Origin of the sequence: Bacteroides sp. (assembly GCF_029057325.1) — a bacterium.
GTDB lineage: Bacteria > Bacteroidota > Bacteroidia > Bacteroidales > Bacteroidaceae > Bacteroides.
Genome location: NZ_JAICZW010000096.1, coordinates 35,057 through 55,673, shown reverse-complemented (window position 1 = coordinate 55,673; position 20,617 = coordinate 35,057). Strand labels below are relative to the sequence as shown.

Genomic DNA, 20,617 nt, shown 5'->3' with positions numbered 1-20,617 from the left:
CTTTGCCCAAACGAAGATAAGCCGTATGACAGAGGCACTTCGGTTTGCATCATCTTTGCATTAAAATTAAAACGAAGAATTATGGAAGACATCTTCAAGTTTCTGCTGGTCGTAGGCTTCATTGCCATCGGAATCGTAAAGCAATATAAGAAAGAGGCGGACAAGAACGCGAAGCCCGACGCGCCCGTGCCCGACCTGACCGGCAACGACACCACCTACGGAGGCTACATCCCCGAAGGTCCACAAAAACCTCAGAAAGCAAGGAAAGCAGGGAAAAAGGGGAAAGCGAAAGCCGCCTTCCAAACGCCCGGCAACTCCACACATTCCGCCCCGCCGCCCACCGAACCGCAAGAGTCGGAAGAGGCCTCCGAATTCAGCATCCGGTCGGCCGAAGAGGCAAGAAAGGCCATCATCTGGTCGGAAATACTGCAAAGAAAGTACTGAGAAATGAAGAATCTGAAATCATAAATCTAAAATCATAAATCTTATGGCACTCAATCACATTTCGGCAGCAGAAGCTGCAAGCCTCATCAAGCATGGCTACAACATCGGCCTGAGCGGATTCACTCCTGCAGGAACAGCCAAAGCCGTAACGGCTGAATTAGCGAAAATCGCGGAAGCGGAACACGCCAAAGGAAACCCGTTCCAGGTAAGCATATTCACCGGAGCATCTACGGGAGACTCTTGCGACGGCATCCTGTCACGCGTCAAGGCCATCCGCTACCGTGCCCCCTACACCACGAACACGGACTTCCGCAAGGCCGTGAACAACGGCGAGATTGCCTACAACGACATCCACCTCTCGCAGATGGCGCAGGAAATGCGCTACGGATTTATGGGTAAAATCAACGTGGCCATCATCGAAGCGTGTGAAGTGACCGAAGACGGCAAGATCTACCTGACAGCCGCAGGCGGAATATCACCGACCGTGTGCCGCCTCGCCGACCAAATCGTCGTAGAGCTGAACGCCGCCCACAGCAAGAGCGCCATAGGACTGCACGACGTTTACGAACCCCTCGACCCGCCCTACCGCCGCGACATACCTATCTACAAGGCAAGCGACCGCATCGGATTGCCCTACATACAGGTGGACCCGAAGAAGATTGTAGGCGTGGTAGAGACCGACTGGCCCGACGAAGCCCGCTCCTTCTCCGACGCCGACCCGCTGACCGACCGCATCGGACAGAACGTGGCCGACTTCCTGGCCGCCGACATGAAGCGAGGCATCATCCCTCCCACCTTCCTGCCGCTGCAATCGGGAGTGGGAAACATCGCCAACGCCGTGCTTGGCGCATTGGGACGCGACAAGACCATCCCCGCCTTCGAGATGTACACCGAAGTCATACAGAACTCCGTCATCGGGCTGATTCGCGACGGCCGCGTGAAGTTCGGCAGCGCCTGCTCGCTGACCGTGACGAACGACTGCCTGGACGGCATCTACCGCGACATGGACTTCTTCCGCGACAAGCTGGTGCTCCGCCCGTCGGAAATCTCGAACAGCCCCGAAATCATCCGCCGACTCGGTGTCATCTCCATCAACACCGCCATTGAAACCGACATCTATGGCAACGTGAACTCCACACACATCGGCGGCACGAAGATGATGAACGGCATCGGCGGAAGCGGCGACTTCACCCGCAATGCCTATATCTCCATCTTCACCTGTCCGTCGGTGGCCAAAGAGGGCAAGATTTCCGCCATCGTCCCCATGGTCTCACACATGGACCATACGGAGCACGATGTCAACATCATCGTCACCGAACAGGGCGTGGCCGACCTCCGCGGCAAAAGCCCGAAGGAACGCGCGCAAGCCATCATCGAAAACTGCGCACACCCGGACTACAAGAACATCCTTTGGGACTACCTGAAACTGACCGACGGCAAAGCACAGACACCGCATGCCGTACGTGCCTCCCTCGCCATGCACGCCGAACTGGCGAAGAGCGGGGATATGAGGAATGTGGATTGGGGACAGTATAAGTGATTTTTCAGCCGCAGATGACACGGCTGAAAAATCAAACACCATAAATCAGGCACGGAATTCTAAGACCTGTACAAGAAATTCCGTGCCTGAAATTTATACTACTTCTAAGAATCTCCCCTCTATTGCAATCTCAAGAACGGCAACGTATTCCCGCTCGTTGTTCTTTACATAAACTATTCCTCAAGGGGACATAACCGAATGGCAGTTCCACCGCTACGTGCCTGCCAAATAGTAAGGGTATCACCGCTTGACACTTCCCGTTCTTCCATAAGTATCGAGGCAGGACACGTCTCATAATCGGCCTCAGGAGCATCACGGTAAATCGTAGCCAAATATTTTTTATCCGTATCAAGAAAAGAGAGGTTAATGACAGCCGTCCTTCCCTCATCTCCCGTAATGCTGCCTACGTACCAGCATCCCTCCCCTTTATCGCGACGGGCAACGGTGACATAACTTCCAATGCGTGCTTCCGGTACCATTGTCCGACTCCAATCCGTAGGACAAGATGTTATAAATTTGAACGGTTCAGGATTGGCTTCGTAATTCTCTATCTCATCCGAAGCCATTTGCAGCGGAGAATAGAGCACCACAAAGAGCGCCAACTGTTTAGCCAATGTGGTATGCACACGCGTTTTCGGCATTACATCATTCACAAAACGGAACGTCGCCGGTGTAAAATCCATAGGCCCTGCCAATCCACGGGTAAATGGCAACACCACTGTATGAGAAGGGGGATTTCCACCACCGGCATCCCAAGCATCCCATTCTTGCCCACGTACGCCCTCTTGTGTCATCAGATTAGGATAGGTACGCTGTAATCCAGTAGGAATCACCGGCTCATGATTGTCTATGCAGATGCGATGACGGGCAGCTGCTTCTATCACCTTGCGATAATGAAGCACTCCAAATTGACTGCTGTGACGTTCTTTACCATCGAGCAAATCGCCTACATAGCCTGTTTTCACCTGATGCACACCGTACCTCTCATAGAAGCTGAAGCCCTCTTCCATCTGGCTTTCATAATTGGAGACATTGCCACCGGTCTCATGGTGTCCGATTAAAGCGACCCCTTTCTTATGTCCATAATCTGTAATGCGCTGTATATCAAAATCAGCGTATGGCTTTGTGAAACTGAACTTCCAGGTAGCCCAATCTTCATTCCATCCTTCGACCAATACACCACCGATGTTATTGGCTGCGGCAAAGTCGATATGACGCATTGTGTTCTCCGTTGTAGCGCCATGTTCCGGACCGGCATGCCACGTATTGTGTTTCATGTGGTAAGCCCACCAAATTCCAATATAGCGCATCGGCTGTATCCATGAAGTATCTTCCATGCGACACGGCTCATTCAGATTCAGCATAAGGCGGGAAAGCAGCAGGTCACCGGCAGATTCAGCCACTATCATGGTGCGCCAAGGAGAGACGCGCGTATCGGCGACACGCACTTTCTCACCTGTACTCCAAGGAGTAAGGGCCGCACGCAATGTGACGGCTTCACTATCTCCAGACTGTTCAACCGGCTTCAAGTTCATAGCGGCATAGTCCGTAAGATTCGCTTCATGAATTGCCAGATAAAGGCTGTCAGCCGTCTCTATTGTTACCGGAGTGCTTACCCATCCCATCTTGCTGAGAGGCTTTTTCTCAAACAACGCCTCATAAAAACGGACTCCTTCCACCGGAATGCTCCAAGCATCACAATCTGACGGAAAGACGAACTCGGTCACTTCATCATCAATCAGGAACTCTTGCAGATGTTCCTGACGGGGGAACTCATACCGGAATCCCATTCCATCGTCAAAAAGACGGAAAACGATGTCCAATTCCCGTCCCAACGCCTCTTTCTCCGCAAGGCATACCTTCAGTTCGTTATAATGATTTACGATTTCAGCCTCTTCTCCCCAAACCGGTTGCCAAACCTCGTTATGGGAATCATGTTTAATCTCTTTCACGGTGAAGCCCGTCAAAAGATTGGGAGCATCCTTCAAAACCAATCCTAAACGGGAAGGGAGCAAAATATCCTTTCCGTCATGTTTCAGGCAATACCGGGGAGTGCCCTCTTCATCCAATACAAACTCTAAAGAAAGCTTTCCGTCAGGAGAGGTCAGTTTGGTCTGCTCCTGTTGGCATGAAATCATCCACAGCCCCAAACATAAGGAAAGCATAATCCGCCACATTTTTTTTAGTTTCATAGTCTTTATCCAATTTAATATTTCCAACTCTTATTTCATAAGCCTACCGACAAGAAGGTCCTTCCCCTTTTCAACCGGAATCACACAGAAGTTCACAAACCCACAGGCGGATTCCGGTTCCAACAACGTAGCCGCCAAATTGCCCATAGGCTGCGACAAAGGTACCAGCCAACTGCCAATCGGAAGCTCGACATCCTCTTCACGAACGGCTGTTTCCACATTTACCGGACGAATGCCCTCCCATTCTTTCTCTGCGCGCTCCAAATGGGTCACTTTGTAACGTTCCGCTTTTACTCTTCGCACACGAGTGACCTGCTCAACAGATATACCCAATGCCTGAAGTTTGCATACAGCCTCCGCACAGCTTGCATCCAGCCAATAAGCCTTAGGACGAACGCGCGTCAACCGCGGTTTCATCCGCATGGCATCAATGGTCGGCAATTCAGCTTTAAACAATTCCTTCTTTTCATAATCAATAAAGGACGCGGTATGGCGTACTGTATCTGAAGAGAACGTGACATATATCGGTTCATCCGCCTTCAAAGTGCGCTTTCTTGCCTGTGCTATCATACGCTTGACCAAAACGCGATGGCGGGCGGCTGTAGCCAACGTCTGTCGGGCCACCAGAAAGCCACACTCACTACGGCGGGCGAAACAATCCGGTCCCAATCCAATCCCTCTTATTTCAATAAAAAGAGATACCGCACCGGTCAATGCCTGAAAAGTGGAACTGGACTGCGGGCTTTTCGCGTCTTTCGCAAGCAGCAGCGAACCATCATCCGCCACACGAGGAGTAAAATAGAAACCAGAAGTGTAACCCGCACGGTCCAATGCAGCCTCTGCCTCGTAGCGGAAAAGGGTTTCTGACAAAGAGCGTAAGGCCACAGGGACATTCAAATGTCCGGTAGGCAAGAACAATACATCAGAGGCATTCGCCACCGACGTGCCACGCAGCAAGCCAAATTCTTGACGCAAAGGATTATATTCGTGAATGTCAAGAGCTACATCCGGGCTCCATCGGCAATATGCCTGTTTCAACAACCAAGTAACGGGGTCTTCCAATTTACTCTGGTCACGGTTCAAATCGTAACCGTCTCCCGAACGGCGTTGCTGGATGGCATAACCGTCCACATTGGCTACAGGAACCAAAGCCACGGCTACCTGATTCAACAATTCACGCCCCTCTTCTTCACAGAGCAGGTAACGGACAAGCATACAGACAGCCTCAGCACCCGCAGGCTCATTGCCGTGCAGTGCCGCCTGAATCCACACCTTCACCTTCTTCTTGTCGGGAGCGCCTAAATAGAGCACAGAGATGGAACGGCCCTGTCCGGTCGCACCTACCTCCTCCATAGATGCCCTGTCAGGGAAACACGCGACCAATCGCCGCAAGTATTCCTTTATCTCATCCACCGATGCCAATCCGCTGCCATAAAACTTACTTAAAGTGGGGGTCTCACTATCAAGTTTCGGTTCAGGATAGAAACCGTCAGTGATGTATGACGGTTGTTTCGACATCTTCCGATTCCACAACACAAGGTTGGACAACACCACTTCCTGAGCTATTCTTTGCAGATAGAGAGCCTCATCCGATGACAAGCCCGCATAATAATCGCTCTGAAAAGACTCACCGAAGAAGACCGTATAGAAGACACAAGCCGCCAGATAGCTGCCGGCAAGACTGGGATGGCTGCCATCCGGATCATATAATTGCAAATCCGGCCGTTCCTTGCGCACCCGTCTCCACGCCTCACCCACAGGAGCGCAATAAGCATCCAGCCTATCTGCCATTTCCAGATAGTTTTCCGTAAGCCGCCGCTGCATCGTTTCGTAAGTATCGTTGTTGCGCCCCCATGTCATATAACAGACGCTCTTCCCCTTTGGAGCATAGAGGCGACGCAGACTATCCAACTGCTCCGCAGGACGGAACACATGCTCCTTCACCCGTTCTTTATCCTCATTGGCAGGTGCCTTGCTCTGCTCCTGCATCACCATATAGTCCCATCCTCCTTCACGAATCGTCTCTACGGTTCGCGTATCAGCGGTATGCTGTTCCAAGTACCAACCGGGATTAGCCACTTGGCGTACCGACATTCTTTTTCCACACGAAGCAGCCAACGCTTGAACCTGCCACGGCAGACGGTTGAAGAATGTATAGCTATTGCCTATGAAGAGTATTCTTAAGGAATCTGTCATCAACAATGGAACAGCTTGTTTTCCCATGGGGACAGACTCATGTCCTATTCCCGCTTCTTCCACCTTACGCCAATTGCATTTCCAGCCGCCGGACGCAGCCAGCCGATGCAGATAAGACCAGAAACTGCGTCCGCGTTCCAGCCGGTTCCGTCCTTGTCTCTCAGCTTCAGGAGTCTTGCGTAAGAAGGACTCACGTACCGTGTCCCCCAAAGCCAATTGCAACACGATTGGTTTGGAAAGATACTTCCTGATACGCTCGGACGAGATATAGGGAACGCCTGCCGTCCCGTAAGGATAGGCTTGCACGGAATCGGGAAAAGTGTACCATCCGGGCGAACCGATAATCGCTTTCTCCACGTAGGGGCTATCATGAAAGAGCATGAAACGCTGGACAAACTGCCCGCCTGCCGAGTGGCCGTAGAGCATATATCCTTTCCGCACGCTTTCCGTACATTGACGTATATGCTCAAACAGCTTGTCAATCAATACAGGCGTTATTGCCTCAGGAGCGTTGGCCACCGTATGGGAAGCATTCATTACCCCTATCTCCTGATAGTCCTTCAAGGGATAGGCTTTCAAATCGAAGTGGGGTATAAACAGCATGAACCCTTCCCGCTCCGCTTCTTTTTTCCAACTATCCAGCAGGTAAGAATATCCTCGGTCACCCCCTTCAAATACAAATACGACAGGCATCTGCCTGACATCCCCCCGTGAAGGTATATAGTAATGTATGTCTATCGGACGATTGGCGAAAGGAGCGTATTGGTTATATGTAAACACATGTTCGCCCCTTGAACTTTCAAAAGCCCTGTCCGCCATTGCGCACAGGGAAATGCAGAGAAATCCTATGCAGAATATAATCGTTTTCTTCATCATTCGTATCTTCCTTTCTTTACAATTTCACCATCCCGCATCACAAACTGTCCGCGGGCGACCACATCCGTAAGCCGCAAATCTTCCGTCAGGAAGCACAAATCCGCATCCGCTCCCTCCGCAACAAAGCCCTTGCTCCGCAGTTTCAGGTTGCGTGCCGGATTGGACGTTATCAGCGTAACAGCTTGCTCCAACGGCAATCCCTCTTCATGAACCAACGCGACCACTTCTCTAAAGTTCAAATCTAAAGGAGCCGGGCGATAGGTCACTTCACCCGTCTCAGGGTTTACCCTACGCACCCCGCCATGCCCATCGCTGGAGAAAGTGATGCGGTCAAGGGGGACACCTGCTTGCAGGGCACGTATCACACAACGATGGGGAGTATCGAATTGGGTACCTCCGGTCGAGAAATCAACCATTCCACCCAACTTACCCAATTCCACCGCTTGCATGAAAAGAGACTCCGTACGAATCAGATGCGTAGGAGACAAATAAGATATCAAGGTGGGATAACGGCGGGCGATGTCAAGCAATGTCCCAATGCCTTCGGGCAACGCCCCCAAATGAATGTGAAGAATCCCTCCTTTGCCGGAAGTGAATCCGCCTAAACGTACTTGATGGATGAGCCGCAATATCTCCTGTTCTGTGGGGAACGGACTGCGGTCATCGCTCATGGCAAGTTTGCAACCAATGACCTTGTCTATGAAAATAAGGTCATCGGCTACACTATCCATCAATGTCTTGGCAGGCAGTCCATAATAACCGGTCAGCATGTAAGCCGACAATCCGTCATCGTCAATGGCCTTCACCTTTGCGTAAAGCGTGGTAAGCTCTTTGGCAAAACCGTCGGTACCGAGCATCCCCAATACGGTGGTAGTACCGCATGAGACGAGTTCGCTCATGGTCACTTCGGGCACTAACGAAGCATAGCCCTGTTGCCCTCCTCCCCCAGTAACATGCACATGCTGGTCTATGAATCCCGGCATCACGATTTTCCCTTGCGCATCAATGGCATGACAATAAGAGCCATTCAGTTCAATTGCTTTAGAGACGTATGCAATCTTTTCTCCACAAAGCAATATGTCATTCTTGCCTAAATGGGCAGGAGCGTATAAATCTGCATTTTTTATCAATGTAAGCATAACAGTTGAACGTTTTTTAGAAAGTGATAAGATGATAAAGTATCAAAAAGATGATTCCTCCCACCAAGGGGAACGTATTGCGCCGCGCCAACTCCACCGGCGACACACCCGCCACACCGGCAATGGCAACAATGATTCCGGCGATAGGAGATGCGGCACGTCCCATGCTTGCCGCCAGTTGCAACGGAAGTACCAATGCAAAAACAGGCAAACCGAGTTGGGTAGCTATGCCGGGCAGTAACGGACCGAAAGAGAAAAAGGCGGCATTGCCGCTTCCCATCAACATGGCGGCTCCGAAGATGATGAGAGCAAAAACGGCGGCAATCGTCAATCCCGACAGTCCGATGTGGGAAGAGTAACTCACCAGAAAGTCAATAAACCCTAAGTGAATCAAACCTTTGGAGAAAACTTCCGAAGCGACTATCAATGTGACGACTGAAGTGAATACATTTCCCATCCCTTTCCAAAAACTGCCGAAAGCGTCAAAAGTAGTCCGCAAGTTGCGGGTATGAAGCAGCACAAACGTCAATGACAAGAACAGGGAAAAAAGCATGGCAGTAGTAGTGCCCAAAGCGACAACCGGCTGAAACAATCCCACAAATGGAGAAAAGACAATGAGAAGCGCCAAAGGCAATATGGGAAGCAGGGCAAAAAACAACGGCACATCCGGCTTTTCCACGGACGACTCGGCAAGATCGCCCGATGACTGCGATGAAAGTTCCTGCCGCTTTTTCCTGTCTCTCTTATCAAAATAGCGGTTACTGAAATAGAAAAGAATCATGATGACCAGTGAAGTGGGAATCACCAAAGGAAGCTGGTGAACGATGAAATACTCCACATTGGATTGCCCGATAAGTCCGGCAGCCATCGCCGTATTTGCCGAACCCGGTCCCTGGTCAAACAGCGTAGCGGCGGCAATGACCGACAAAGCCGTGAACCGGCTTACTCCAAGGCTAACCAGCACCGGATAGACCGAAGCCACCAACAGCAATCCCAACCCGGCTGCCGACGGAGTCGTGATGAACAGCAATTGTCCGATGGGAATCACGATGGTAGCCGCCAGATAAGGATAATTCCGGAAAAGCCCTAACGGCTTCATGGAAATATAGACCAGAGCATTCGTAGCTTTGATATGATTCATAAAGGCCACATACCCGCCAATCGTCATAATCATTAGCCCCGCACGCGCCAGATTGGAGAGGAAGGTCTCCTCTACCATCCTGATGATGTCAAACGTCACCGTTCCGGTGGGTTTATCGGGTGTTACAGGATGCACCTGCATAAAGAAAGCGGCTGTCAGCATAAGCAGGCCGGAGAGCATCAGAAGCCCCTGGGGGTTAAACTTACGGTAAAGGCCTATCGCCGTAACGCCCACCATAAAGAGGCTGAAAATAAAAGCTGATTCGGACATAGAGTATCAGATATTAAGTTTCTGCAAAGAATCAGATATAAATACCGGAAAAATCCGCCATCCCGCGAATTTCAGTATTTATATCTGATTCTTTGTTATCAATAACCGGGATTATTCTCCAAAGGATTCCCCACATTGGAATCTATGAACGATTGCGGCAGAGGGAACAACACCGGAGTATCATACTCGTCCATTCCACGTCCCGCGATGCCGGCTATCTCGTTCAGTTTCCGCATACGACGCTTGAAGTAATTATCGGTATCACGCTCGTCGCCACCGTTCTCTTGGCAGACACGTACCAGTGTGTGACGGCGTTCTTCCTCCGTAAGCAGCTCACGGCTACGCTCGTCCAGAATGAAATCCATGCCACCTGCCGTGAGGTCGTCTTCTGTGATGCTGACGGCGTTGGAACGGTTGCGAACCTTGTTTATCCACTTGACGGCTTCGCCTGCCTGATGGCTCTTATAGAGAGCTTCCGCATAGAGCAGATAAGTATCAGCCAAACGCAAATAGACAATATCCGCATAGTGCCCGTCATTGGCTGCATTGGCAAGAATGGGCGGGGTATAGTTCCACTTGCGGGTAGTGGGCCAATTATATTTCTTGATGGAAGTGGAGGAAAGCATAGAGGCATTGACCGTCGTGTCAACAAGTGCCTTTCCATCCAATTCGAATACCTTGGTCACATTACCGGAAGCGTCCACATCGTTGATGCTCCATACGATGGCATCGGGAGATACACGGTCATCTTGTTCTCCCATCCCTTTATAATCGTACAAGCGAAGCGCTCCTCTGGAGGGAACCACACGTCCGGCTCCCTTACCGCCGTTGGCTTGCCAGAATACCTGTGCGAACGAGCCTTCTCCACCATTGTTCACATAGTCCGGATTCTGCTGGTTTGTCTTCTTGCAGTTGCCGTCATTGGCGTAATAGTTCTTGTAGGTGGTAGTCATATAGACGTTTGCAGTACCGTATGCACTGTTCTCTTCTTCCGTATTCAGGAAAGCCAGCAATACTTCCGTATTTCCATCGGCGTACATAGGGGTATAGAACACATCGATGAAAGGACAACCCTCGTTAGAAGCATTGCCGCCAAAACGCTGGGTGATGAGGGAATACTCATTACTTTCCACCAAGGGTTTCAACACAGAAGCCGCTTTTTCGGCATCTCCTTCCGCCAGGTAAAGCTCGCCCAGATAGTGACGAGCCACGGCACCAGACACTTTGCTGTTATTGGAAGTGCGCAACGGAAGATTGTCAGCCGCAAACTGGAAGTCTTCAGCCATCACTTTGCGAATCTCGCTGACAGGCGTACGTTCCCAGTCGTCGCGATAGTTCAAGCCGGTAATCTCTTCCGTAGAAAGGGGCACCGCACCGAACGAATAGGTCAGGTGGCGATAAGCCCAAGCACGGAAGAAACGTGCCTCGGCAAGCACTTCATTCTTACGTTTCTCGGCATCGGCTCCACTTCCCCAGTTAATACCCTCATTGCCGGCTCTTGAAATGACCATGTTGGCCGTATTGATGATGCGGTATCCCCATTGAAAGATGTTGTTCCAGATGGCAAGACTGGTATAGGTAATCTCTTTGGGATTGTAGAGGAACTTCATCTCGGAGTGAGTGTTATTCGCCCATGAATTGTCCACACCTCCGCCCCAAGCGGCATGCAGGCAAAGCGCGATGCTTCCTCCCACCGCATCCGCACGCCGATACTCCGCGCGCATCAGACCGTAAAGAGGAGTTATCATTGACTTAAACCCATTGTAATCGACAAGCAGGTTTTCCGGATAGAGTGCATCATGAGGGTCCTCTTTCAAGAACTTATCCTCATTACAGCCGCTCATGACGAGCAATAAGGCCGCAAACACCCAAATATTGAAATGTATCATTCTTTTCATACGTACAATACTATTTTAGCTTTTTGTAATATACTGTTCTTCTTCTCAAATATCCAACTTCAGTCCGAAAGTGAACGAACGTACCGGAGGAGCCGCCAACTGGTCATCCAGAAATTCCGGGTCCATGCCGGTCCAACCCGTGATCGTACCCAAGTTCTTGACATTCATATAGAGGTTAAGACGCTTGATGCAGGTGCGGCGGAACCATTGTTGCGGGAAATTATATCCCAACGTGATATCGGAAACACGCAAGAAGTCTGTCTTCTCATAGAAATTGGCGCTCTCGGGATTCACGTCGCTGTTCAGGCTGTTCTTCGGATAGCTGTTCGTAGGATTCTCCGGCGTCCAGAAATTCACCAGAAAGCGGTTCTGGCGATACGAATTGTGGCTGGTGTCATACAAGGCGTTCAGATGGGTCTGTCCCAGTTGAGCCGTCAAGAACACGCTCAGGGTGAAGTTCTTGTATTCGAACATATTCATCAAACTCATATTCACCTTGGGGATAGCCGAGCCTATGATGGTTCTATCAGCGGTGGTAATGTCATCCTTACCGTCCACATCAAGATATTTCAAATATCCGGGATAGGAATTGCGATAGTTGGGATCCTGCTGTCCGGTCGGATTGGACGCGTCGGCTATCTGCCATACACCGATAATCTTGTAGTCGTAGTTCACGTTGATAGGCTCGCCGATGAACCATCTGGAAGCCACGTCATCCATCGGTTTCCCGTTGGCATCGTACAAACCGACATCCACAATCTCCGAGCGATAGTGTGAAAGGTTGAAGGTAGTGCTCCAACTGAAGTTCTTCTTCGTAATGTTGTTGGAAGTGAGTTGGAACTCCAGGCCACGGTTACGGGTCTGACCGCGATTCTCCGTAATGGTACCTGTACCGTTAATGGTAGGGATAGAGCGGGAAAGCAGCAAATCCTTGGTCTTGGACCAATAGATATCAAACGAACTCTGAATCCGTCCGTTCCACAACGAGATGTCAAAACCTGTATTGACAGAGGTAGTCGTCTCCCAACCCAAACCGGGAGAAGCCAGTTTCGAAGGATAGAAACCAAATTGAGCCGTATGGTCGTCGTTCAGGTAGTTGTAAGTCGAAAGATTGGGCAATGTGCTGTAGGCACTGATAGCCTCGTTTCCGTTTTTACCCCACGACAAGCGGTACTTCAGATTGCTGATGATTTCATTGATAGGCTTGCCGCTGAAAAACGCTTCATTGGAAATGTTCCATCCGATAGCCGCCGAAGGGAAGACTCCGAACTTAGAACTCTCGCCAAAAGCGGAGTAACCGTCGCGACGGGCGGTAAGAGTCAGCAGATAACGGTCGTCGTAGGTATAGTTCAGACGACCCATTTGTGAGATATGGTTCTCCTTGTAGTAAGAAGAATTGCCTGACACGGTAGCCGCCTTGGCAATCTGGTAATAGTACATCACATCATTGGGGAAATTCTTACCTTCCATCTTGTTCTGCTCGTACTCCTTGCTTTGAGCCGAATACAAGCCGGTGAAGAAGATGCGATGCTTGCCGAATTCACGCTGGTAAGAAACGATATTCTCCAGAATCCACTCTTCCGAATGCCAGTCATCGGTATTCAGTACGCCGTTGGCACCGGCGCCTTCGTAGGTGTCCAAGCCTTGATAGTTCTTATAGGAGCTGTTCTGGTAGGTGAAACCTGTATTCAATTTATAGCTCAATCCTTTGATGAAGGGTACTTTCACCTCCAACACATTGTTTGTGATGACCTTCGCACGGATATCCTTTGTCCGGTTGTTGAGCGTTCCCAACGGATTTACACTGAATGCCGAAGAAGAGTCCTCCGTAGCGGAAAGCGTAAGAGACCCGTCCTCATTATAAGCGCGTCCCAACGGAACCTGCTTCAACGCTCTCCAGAACGTGGCACTGCTGCCGCTGCGGTCGTATCGTCCCAACTGTGTGGTCGTGGAGAACTTCAACCAACTGTTGAGCTCCTGGTCCAGGTTGAAACGCACGTTGTAGCGCTTGAACTGGTTGCCTACCGCCGTGCCCTTTACATCCGTATAGTTCAACGAAACGAAATAAGCGGTTTTGTTGGCGCCTCCACGAAGCGAAAGATTGTGTTGCTGTTTTACGCCCGTCTGCGTCGCCAGCTTCATCCAGTCGGTGCTCTCACCGGCAGCGTGCATCGCCAGCTCGGTAGGAGTCAGGTTGTCCAACCACGGTTCGGGGTTGTCTCCCGTAGGAGGAGTGGTGTTTGTAGCCTTGAACGCCTCTGTTTTATATTTATAGAACTCCTCTCCATTCATCATGCGAGGCAGATTGATGGGATTGTCAATAGTGACATAAGTGTCATACGACACCGTCAGTCTGTCTTTCTTACCACGTTTGGAAGTAACCAGGATGACACCGTTCGAACCACGGGCACCATAGATGGCAGCCGAAGAGGCATCTTTCAGCACTTCGATGCTTTCCACATCGTTCGGATTGATTTCCGACCACGGTCCGTCAAAAGGTATTCCATCCAGAATGACAAGAGGCTTGTTATCGGCGGTAATGGAGTTGTTTCCACGAATGCGCGTGGTGGTGGACGAACCTTCCGCATTGCTGCCCGTCACGCTGATGTTCAATCCCGGTACGGAGCCTTGCAATGATTGAATCAAGTTGGCTTGCGGACGGCTCTCGAGCACTTCGGAGTTGACCGACGCCACCGAACCTGTAAGGTCGCTTTTGCGCTGCACGCCATAACCCACCACCACCACTTCATCCAACGCCTGGCTATCTTCTTTCAGCGTAATCTTCAACGGCGACGCATCCTTTATCTGCAATGTTTTGGTGATATATCCTATGAAACTCACCTCCAGCATCGCCCCTTTCGCCACCGAAGCGAGATGAAAGTTTCCGTCAACATCGGTAATACTTCCCGTACCTGTACCCTGTATCACGACATTGGCACCGATAACCGGTTCTCCCAGTTCGTCCGTCACATTTCCGTTGATGTTCCATGTCTGCGCGTAGAGTGGACTTGAAAGCGACAGCATCCACATAAGGCAGACAAGCAGAACGGCACCTGCATCTCTTGATTTTTGTCTGGTTTTCATAAATTACATTTTTAAAGTTGTTTTTAAGTAAATAGAAATTTGCATGCGAAAATCATGAGGGCAAAATTAGGCGATGCCACAACCGCTTCTATATGCAGGTAGCGGTTTTGGTAAATTCAATAATTCATAATCAATTAGCAATCAATTTATTATAAAAACAAATAAGAAGTTTTCAGTAATCGTTTGGAAGCCTATCGGTAGTCAGGAAACAGGCATATATGCCCGCTGTAGAGGGAGACGGCCACATACATTTACCGGGTACGTGCAATTGCCCAAAACAATACCCATGCTTGGAAGCCACATTACCAAAGCATGGGTATTCCGGCACCGGCACATGAGAGTCCCGGTTCCAACGGCAGGTAACTTCCCCGTGCCTCTATTTCCTGCAGATTTCTTTCAAGGCGCGAAGGAATTCGTCCTTGCTGAGTGAAGACTTGTTTAAGGTTATGGAACGGTTGTTATAGACGGTTTGCAGCGAGCAGTGCAGGAATTCCGCAATCTTCTCACTGTCCGTCACCCCCATCCGTATCAAGGCGTGGATGCGCAGTTCCGTATTAAGGCGCCCGGCTCTCACCTCAGTATGCTCTTCCGGACGAAGCAGAGCATTGAAGTGTTCTACAAAATCGGGATACAAATTCAGCACAATGGAGTCGAACTTCTCATAAAAGTCCTTCATCTCATCACTCGCCGCAGGAGTGGAACTAATCAGCTTCTTCAAATCTTCGAGCTGCCCCGCCTTCAGCTTACGGTTCAGCTTCTTGCGATACTCTTCCATCCGGCAGATGTAGGACGAACAGAGTTTGAAGACCTGACCGATGTATTCCTCTTTGATGTAATTGGTATCGCGTAAGACCGAATTGAGCTTTTGCTGCTCGCTATTCAGCTTTTGCAGTTCGCTATTCAGGTTCTTCAACCGGTCATTGGCAGTATGCAGCTCCACCAGCGCCTTCCTGCGCCTCTGCGTCTGCCGCCACAAGAAGAAAAGGACTATCAGCAATACAGCGGCAAGCAGGCTGATAGATACAAGAAACAACCTCAATTGCTTCTGCTGCACACGGTCACGCTCAATGTAGCTTTGGTGTATTTTCCCTTGCAGCTCCTGTTGATGGAGCAATCGTACACGGCTTTTAAAGACCATGCCTATATCCGTACAATAAGTACTGTAACGGTAAGCGCGGTCCAACTGACCATGTTCGTATAAATAGGAAGCCAGCGCATTCAGCGAGCCGACATCCCGATTCACCGCATAGACATCGGCTATGCCCGAATATATCATATTTTCCAGCCATTTGACATGATTGCCCTCCTTTTCATAAAGCAGTGCCAGATTATAAGTCAAGATGGAATAATTGCGGCTATTGGGCAACAGACGCCCTTTCTCCTTTTCCAATTCGTTTCTAATGGCAACACGCTCTTCCCCCGGAACATCCTGATATTTCCACACCCGACTATAAAGATAACGCGGCTCATCCGGAGTAGCCGTCTGCAAGACGGAATCCGAATACAGCGCATAAAACTCACCATACTGCTTGTGCAAAGCATTATCCCCCAATGAATAGAGTTGCAACCGCGAGCAAAGGGTACGCATCTGTCCGTAATAGCGTGAGCGCAAATGGCGGGACATCTCCGAAGAACGAAGCGAATGCATCACCGACGAAGCCTGAGTGAGCAGGCCGTTAGCCGTATAAATGAAACCGATGCCCAACAGGGATTCAGTCTCACGCTCCTTGTCGTGATGCCGCCGCGCCAGTTCAAGGCTTTGTGTGGTATATTTCATGGCTGAATCCGCATCATACACACGATACTCCAGATAAATGGCTTGACAAAGTTCATATCGCCTTTCAAATTCCGCAGATTGTTTCAGCGATTGCTTCAACGCCTCTATCCGTTCTTCTTTCTGTCGGACAAACTCCCCCGAATTATCTATCAAACTGTCCAACTGAACAAACAACGGTTCATTGGCCTTTATGGCATTATTCGAGACATACCGCTTGCATCCGGTACAAAACAACAATAGGAAAAGCAGATTTAAGCAACAATGTTTTTTCATACTTATACGCGAATTCAGAGTAATGAAAGTCCTTCCGCCGGAAGCGGAAAATAATGTCTGACAAAAGTAATCTTTAAAAGAGAAAAAAACGCAGATTGTTATCGAAAATATGTATAATCTCACTCTATTCACAGGCAAAAGTCATTGAAAACAAGATAAAGCATAAAAGTATATGCAAAGAGGGGCTGACCACCACAATCAGGTAAGTCAGCCCCTCTATTTTCATGCCAATGCCAAAATCAATGGAATCATCTTATCCCAACGGATTTTCCCCTTGGTTGTCGTCACCGCCGGAACCGCCTTGGTTTCCATCCCCTTCTTCATTGCCGCTGCCGTTTTCACCGGAATCATTGTTGATGCGGTCCACGTCTTTCAAGACAAGCCCGTCCGAACGGGTAGCGCCGGAGGCAATGATGCGGATATCGCTGTTGGCACGGAAGCAAATGCGCAATGCCGTGATATCGCTACTGGTGAAGTCTTCCGCCCTATCCGTTCCCTTGCTCTGGGCGGCAAGAAAGAAGTGCCCCAGCCCGTCGATGTTCACGATGCGGCCAGACATCAACGTCTTCTTCAGATATGCGCGGAAATCTTTCAATACGCTGTAACAGTCACCTTCACTGACTCCGGAAACGGAGCTGATTTCCTTTGCCACCTCCTTCAGTTTGGCGGGGTTGCTGTACTTGTAAGTAATCGTAGGATATACCTTCTTCGGAGAATTCTTGTCAGCCAAATTGCTTAAACGATAGTGCTTACGAAATAAAATTGCCATAATCTTTTAGTTTTTTAAATCAGTAATCATAAGTTTGTTTTCTCGTGTTCTTACAGGCTCGTCAGTCAATAAGAATAGTTTTTTTGTGACCACGGTGCAAAGGTAGAATGAAAATGGTAAGGAGACGAATGAATTTGGCAAAAGCGTTACACAAAATGAAGATTCTTCTACCCCCATCCACAACCCCTTCTGAGGCCGGTTTTCTCCGGCACCGGGGAACGGGTCGTCCGGCACCGGGAAAGCACGCCTCCGGCACCGAGTAACACGGCCTTCCCCGGTGCCGGTATCATTCACGCACTTTCAGCTCCCGAAGCAGATGCTCCGCCTTCCCGACTTCGCCAATGCGCCACCCAAAGCCACCCATTATTTACACCTAAACATACAGATTATCATTGTGCGCCACATAATGGTGCAATCAAAGTGATGAAATCAAGAAGAGACTCTTCAAAAATCAAGTGCGACTACTTGAATAAAGACTCACAAAAGCAACAACACATATCGGCCTATTTACGTTAATTTGGAATCATTAACACAAAAGTCTGGATTATATAAAAAGTAAAGCGATATATTTGCGGAGGAAACAAATACTGCTTTTTGCCTCTCTTGCAAACAATCAGTCTGTTTGTTTGCAAGAGAGGCAATTTTTGTATTGCAAAAAAGAATAACCAATCTAATCTATAAGAACAGATGAAAAAACTGTTATCATTCATTCTCATTACGCTTTTCTTCCTTCCCGAAGCGAGTCATGCACAGGTAGCCACCGATTCGGTCTGCATCTACTACAAGCAGGGACACCGCGAGATAGATACCTACTATAAAAATAACCAGGTGCAGCTGGCGCGTTTTCTGCAAGTGGTTCGTGAAGCTCAGCAAAAGAACATCATCGACCAGCTGGTTATCAACTCCTACAGCTCGCCCGACGGAATCAGCCATTACAACAAGCGCCTTTCCGGCTATCGGGCAGAGTGCGTAAGCCAATACCTGATTCAACACACCGGAGTGCCCGAACAACTCATCAAGAAACGGGCAAACGGCATTGCCTGGAAGCAGCTGCGCGACCTGGTAGCCGTTTCCGAAGTGCCCTATCGCAATGAGGTGCTACACATCATCGACCACACCCCGGAATGGATTTACGATGCCAACCACCGCATTGTCGATGGGAAGAAAAAACAACTCATGGACTTGCACTACGGCATACCTTATAGATATATGTATGAGCATCTCTTCCCACAACTGCGCAGCAGCGTGGCGGTATCGCTCTACCTACACACCACCGACGATCGGGAAATTGCTGCCGGAAACACCGACATCCCTACCGGCACACAACCGGCCGATTCCTTAGCCGCCACCGTCGAGGAGAAGGCAACCACACAAAATGTACAATCAAAAGAGGAAGAAACGATACAGCGCCTTGCCATCAAGACCAACCTGCTTTATGACGCCATACTGATGCCCTCACTCGAAGTGGAATACCGCATCAATGACCGCTGGTCGGTAAACCTGGAAGGCGACATGGCCTGGTGGAAAAACGACGGAAAGCACAAATACTACCAGCTTGCCACCATCAGCCCCGAAGGACGCTATTGGTTCAAGACCCGCAAGCCTTGGCATGGCCACTACATAGGGCTGTTCGGCGGTTTCACATGGTATGACCTCGAAAACGGCAAACGGGGCTACAAGGGCGAGGCGGAGATGGCAGGACTGAGCTACGGCTATATGTGGCCCATCGGCAAACGAATCTCGCTCGAAACAGGCGTGGGAGTCGGATTCCTGCACACCCGCTACGAAGAATACCTGCCATTGGAAGGACACTATGTATATCAACAGACCAAACAGACCAACTACTTCGGCCCGCTGAAGCTGAAGCTGGCACTTGTATGGCGTTTATGGAACGAAAAAAAGAAAGGAGGAATACAATGAAACGTTGCAGACCCAACATACTACCACTACTTGCGATTGTGCTGTTGCCGCTGCTGGGCAGTTGCCGCAAAGACCTGTGTTACGACCACGACGAACACTCCGTGGGCTACCGCTCGAACGTAAACGCCGCATGGGAACAAGAATGGGAACGGCCCTACGGATGCCAATGGCAAGCGGAATGGAATAACGACAAATATGGGGTGGGCTACGATGCCTTGCGCCCCGATGCCGGAAAGGGTATCGCCGCACTGATATATGAGACCACGGAAACCAAAGCGGAAGGTGTGCAGGAATTCCACCTACCCGCCAATGGCGGACTGCTCTACACCACAGCCAACACACACTCCATCCTCTTCTACAATGACGACACCGAATACATTGTCTTCAACGACATCGCCTCTTCGACAACGGCAAGCGCCACCACGCGTACCCGTACCCGTGCAAGCCTCTCCCTCTCAGAACCGCACAGCGAAGAGCGCACGGTCAACATGCCCGATATGCTCTACGGCTCTTTCGTGCCCGACTTCGAGCCTATCCCTATGGCGGGAGGACAGCAACTGGCTGTTGTGATGCGCCCCTTGGTGTTCACCTATCTGATCCGCTACGAAATAGAACAGGGGGCGGAATACGTGGCACTGGCACGTGGCGCCATGGCGGGAATGGCAGAAACCGTTTTCTTAAAAGAAGGGCGCACCGGCGAAGAGCTGGCGACACTGCTCTTCGACTGCACCCTTACACCCGGATTAGCCGAAGCCCGGATTCTGTCATTTGGCGTGCCCGGATTCCCTGACAGCTATTACAGCAGAGGTCCCAATCACGAAAGAAACTATGCGCTCAATCTGGAGTTGATGCTGAAGAACGGCAAGAAGCTGGACTTTGAGTTCGACATCACCGACCAGATGAAGAACCAGCCGCGCGGCGGAGTGATTACGGTAAGCGGCATACGCATCTCCGACGAAGAGGGTGCGGAAGGCGGTTCGGGATTCGACGCAAGCGTGGACGGCTGGGGCGAATACGAAGATATTGAGTTGGATTTGTAGTCAGATAAAGCCGACTTTTCGGTTTAACGAGATAAACATCATTATACTATTTATTAAA

12 protein-coding genes are annotated in these 20,617 nt (G+C 50.0%); 4 read left to right on the top strand and 8 right to left on the bottom strand.

Annotation, left to right across the window (positions count from 1 at the left end):
- Positions 1 to 81 precede the first annotated feature (81 nt).
- Both K2G43_RS05860 and K2G43_RS05855 read left to right on the top strand, forming a co-directional pair.
- On the top strand, positions 82 to 444 hold the full coding sequence (locus K2G43_RS05860) for a hypothetical protein (protein ID WP_297642485.1): 363 nt from the start codon (positions 82 to 84) through the stop codon (positions 442 to 444).
- Between the two features lie 43 nt (positions 445 to 487).
- On the top strand, positions 488 to 1,984 hold the full coding sequence (locus K2G43_RS05855) for an acetyl-CoA hydrolase/transferase family protein (RefSeq protein ID WP_300153485.1): 1,497 nt from the start codon (positions 488 to 490) through the stop codon (positions 1,982 to 1,984).
- Between the two features lie 173 nt (positions 1,985 to 2,157).
- Here the strand turns inward: K2G43_RS05855 and K2G43_RS05850 are convergent, their stop codons facing one another.
- The 8 genes from K2G43_RS05850 to K2G43_RS05815 form a co-directional block, all read right to left on the bottom strand.
- The gene (locus K2G43_RS05850) at positions 2,158 to 4,176 is read right to left on the bottom strand and encodes a glycoside hydrolase family 97 protein (protein ID WP_300153483.1); all 2,019 of its coding nucleotides are present in this window, start codon (positions 4,174 to 4,176) and stop codon (positions 2,158 to 2,160) included.
- A 30-nt stretch (positions 4,177 to 4,206) separates the two neighbouring features.
- Positions 4,207 to 7,248, bottom strand: coding sequence for a M14 family zinc carboxypeptidase (locus K2G43_RS05845; RefSeq protein ID WP_300153481.1), 3,042 nt, complete (start codon positions 7,246 to 7,248; stop codon positions 4,207 to 4,209).
- Positions 7,245 to 8,387, bottom strand: coding sequence for a beta-aspartyl-peptidase (gene iadA / locus K2G43_RS05840; protein WP_297642492.1), 1,143 nt, complete (start codon positions 8,385 to 8,387; stop codon positions 7,245 to 7,247). The genes K2G43_RS05845 and iadA overlap by 4 nt, the downstream gene beginning before the upstream one ends.
- 16 nt (positions 8,388 to 8,403) lie before the next feature.
- Positions 8,404 to 9,798, bottom strand: a complete 1,395-nt coding sequence (gene dcuC, locus K2G43_RS05835; RefSeq protein WP_300153479.1) for a C4-dicarboxylate transporter DcuC — start codon at positions 9,796 to 9,798, stop codon at positions 8,404 to 8,406.
- Positions 9,799 to 9,896: 98 nt separating this feature from the next.
- On the bottom strand, positions 9,897 to 11,687 hold the full coding sequence (locus tag K2G43_RS05830) for a RagB/SusD family nutrient uptake outer membrane protein (RefSeq protein WP_300153477.1): 1,791 nt from the start codon (positions 11,685 to 11,687) through the stop codon (positions 9,897 to 9,899).
- Positions 11,688 to 11,741: 54 nt separating this feature from the next.
- The gene (locus K2G43_RS05825; RefSeq protein ID WP_300153475.1) at positions 11,742 to 14,780 is read right to left on the bottom strand and encodes a TonB-dependent receptor; all 3,039 of its coding nucleotides are present in this window, start codon (positions 14,778 to 14,780) and stop codon (positions 11,742 to 11,744) included.
- A 376-nt stretch (positions 14,781 to 15,156) separates the two neighbouring features.
- Positions 15,157 to 16,830, bottom strand: coding sequence for a DUF6377 domain-containing protein (locus K2G43_RS05820; RefSeq protein ID WP_297642500.1), 1,674 nt, complete (start codon positions 16,828 to 16,830; stop codon positions 15,157 to 15,159).
- Between the two features lie 253 nt (positions 16,831 to 17,083).
- Complete coding sequence (locus K2G43_RS05815) at positions 17,084 to 17,599, bottom strand: HU family DNA-binding protein (protein WP_297642502.1); 516 nt, start codon at positions 17,597 to 17,599, stop codon at positions 17,084 to 17,086.
- 687 nt (positions 17,600 to 18,286) lie between these two features.
- Between K2G43_RS05815 and K2G43_RS05810 the strand changes: the two genes are divergently transcribed.
- Together K2G43_RS05810 and K2G43_RS05805 are read left to right on the top strand one after the other, a co-directional pair.
- Complete coding sequence (locus K2G43_RS05810; RefSeq protein ID WP_300153472.1) at positions 18,287 to 19,519, top strand: DUF3575 domain-containing protein; 1,233 nt, start codon at positions 18,287 to 18,289, stop codon at positions 19,517 to 19,519.
- The gene (locus tag K2G43_RS05805; protein WP_300153470.1) at positions 19,516 to 20,559 is read left to right on the top strand and encodes a DUF5119 domain-containing protein; all 1,044 of its coding nucleotides are present in this window, start codon (positions 19,516 to 19,518) and stop codon (positions 20,557 to 20,559) included. The genes K2G43_RS05810 and K2G43_RS05805 overlap by 4 nt, the downstream gene beginning before the upstream one ends.
- Positions 20,560 to 20,617: the final 58 nt, after the last annotated feature.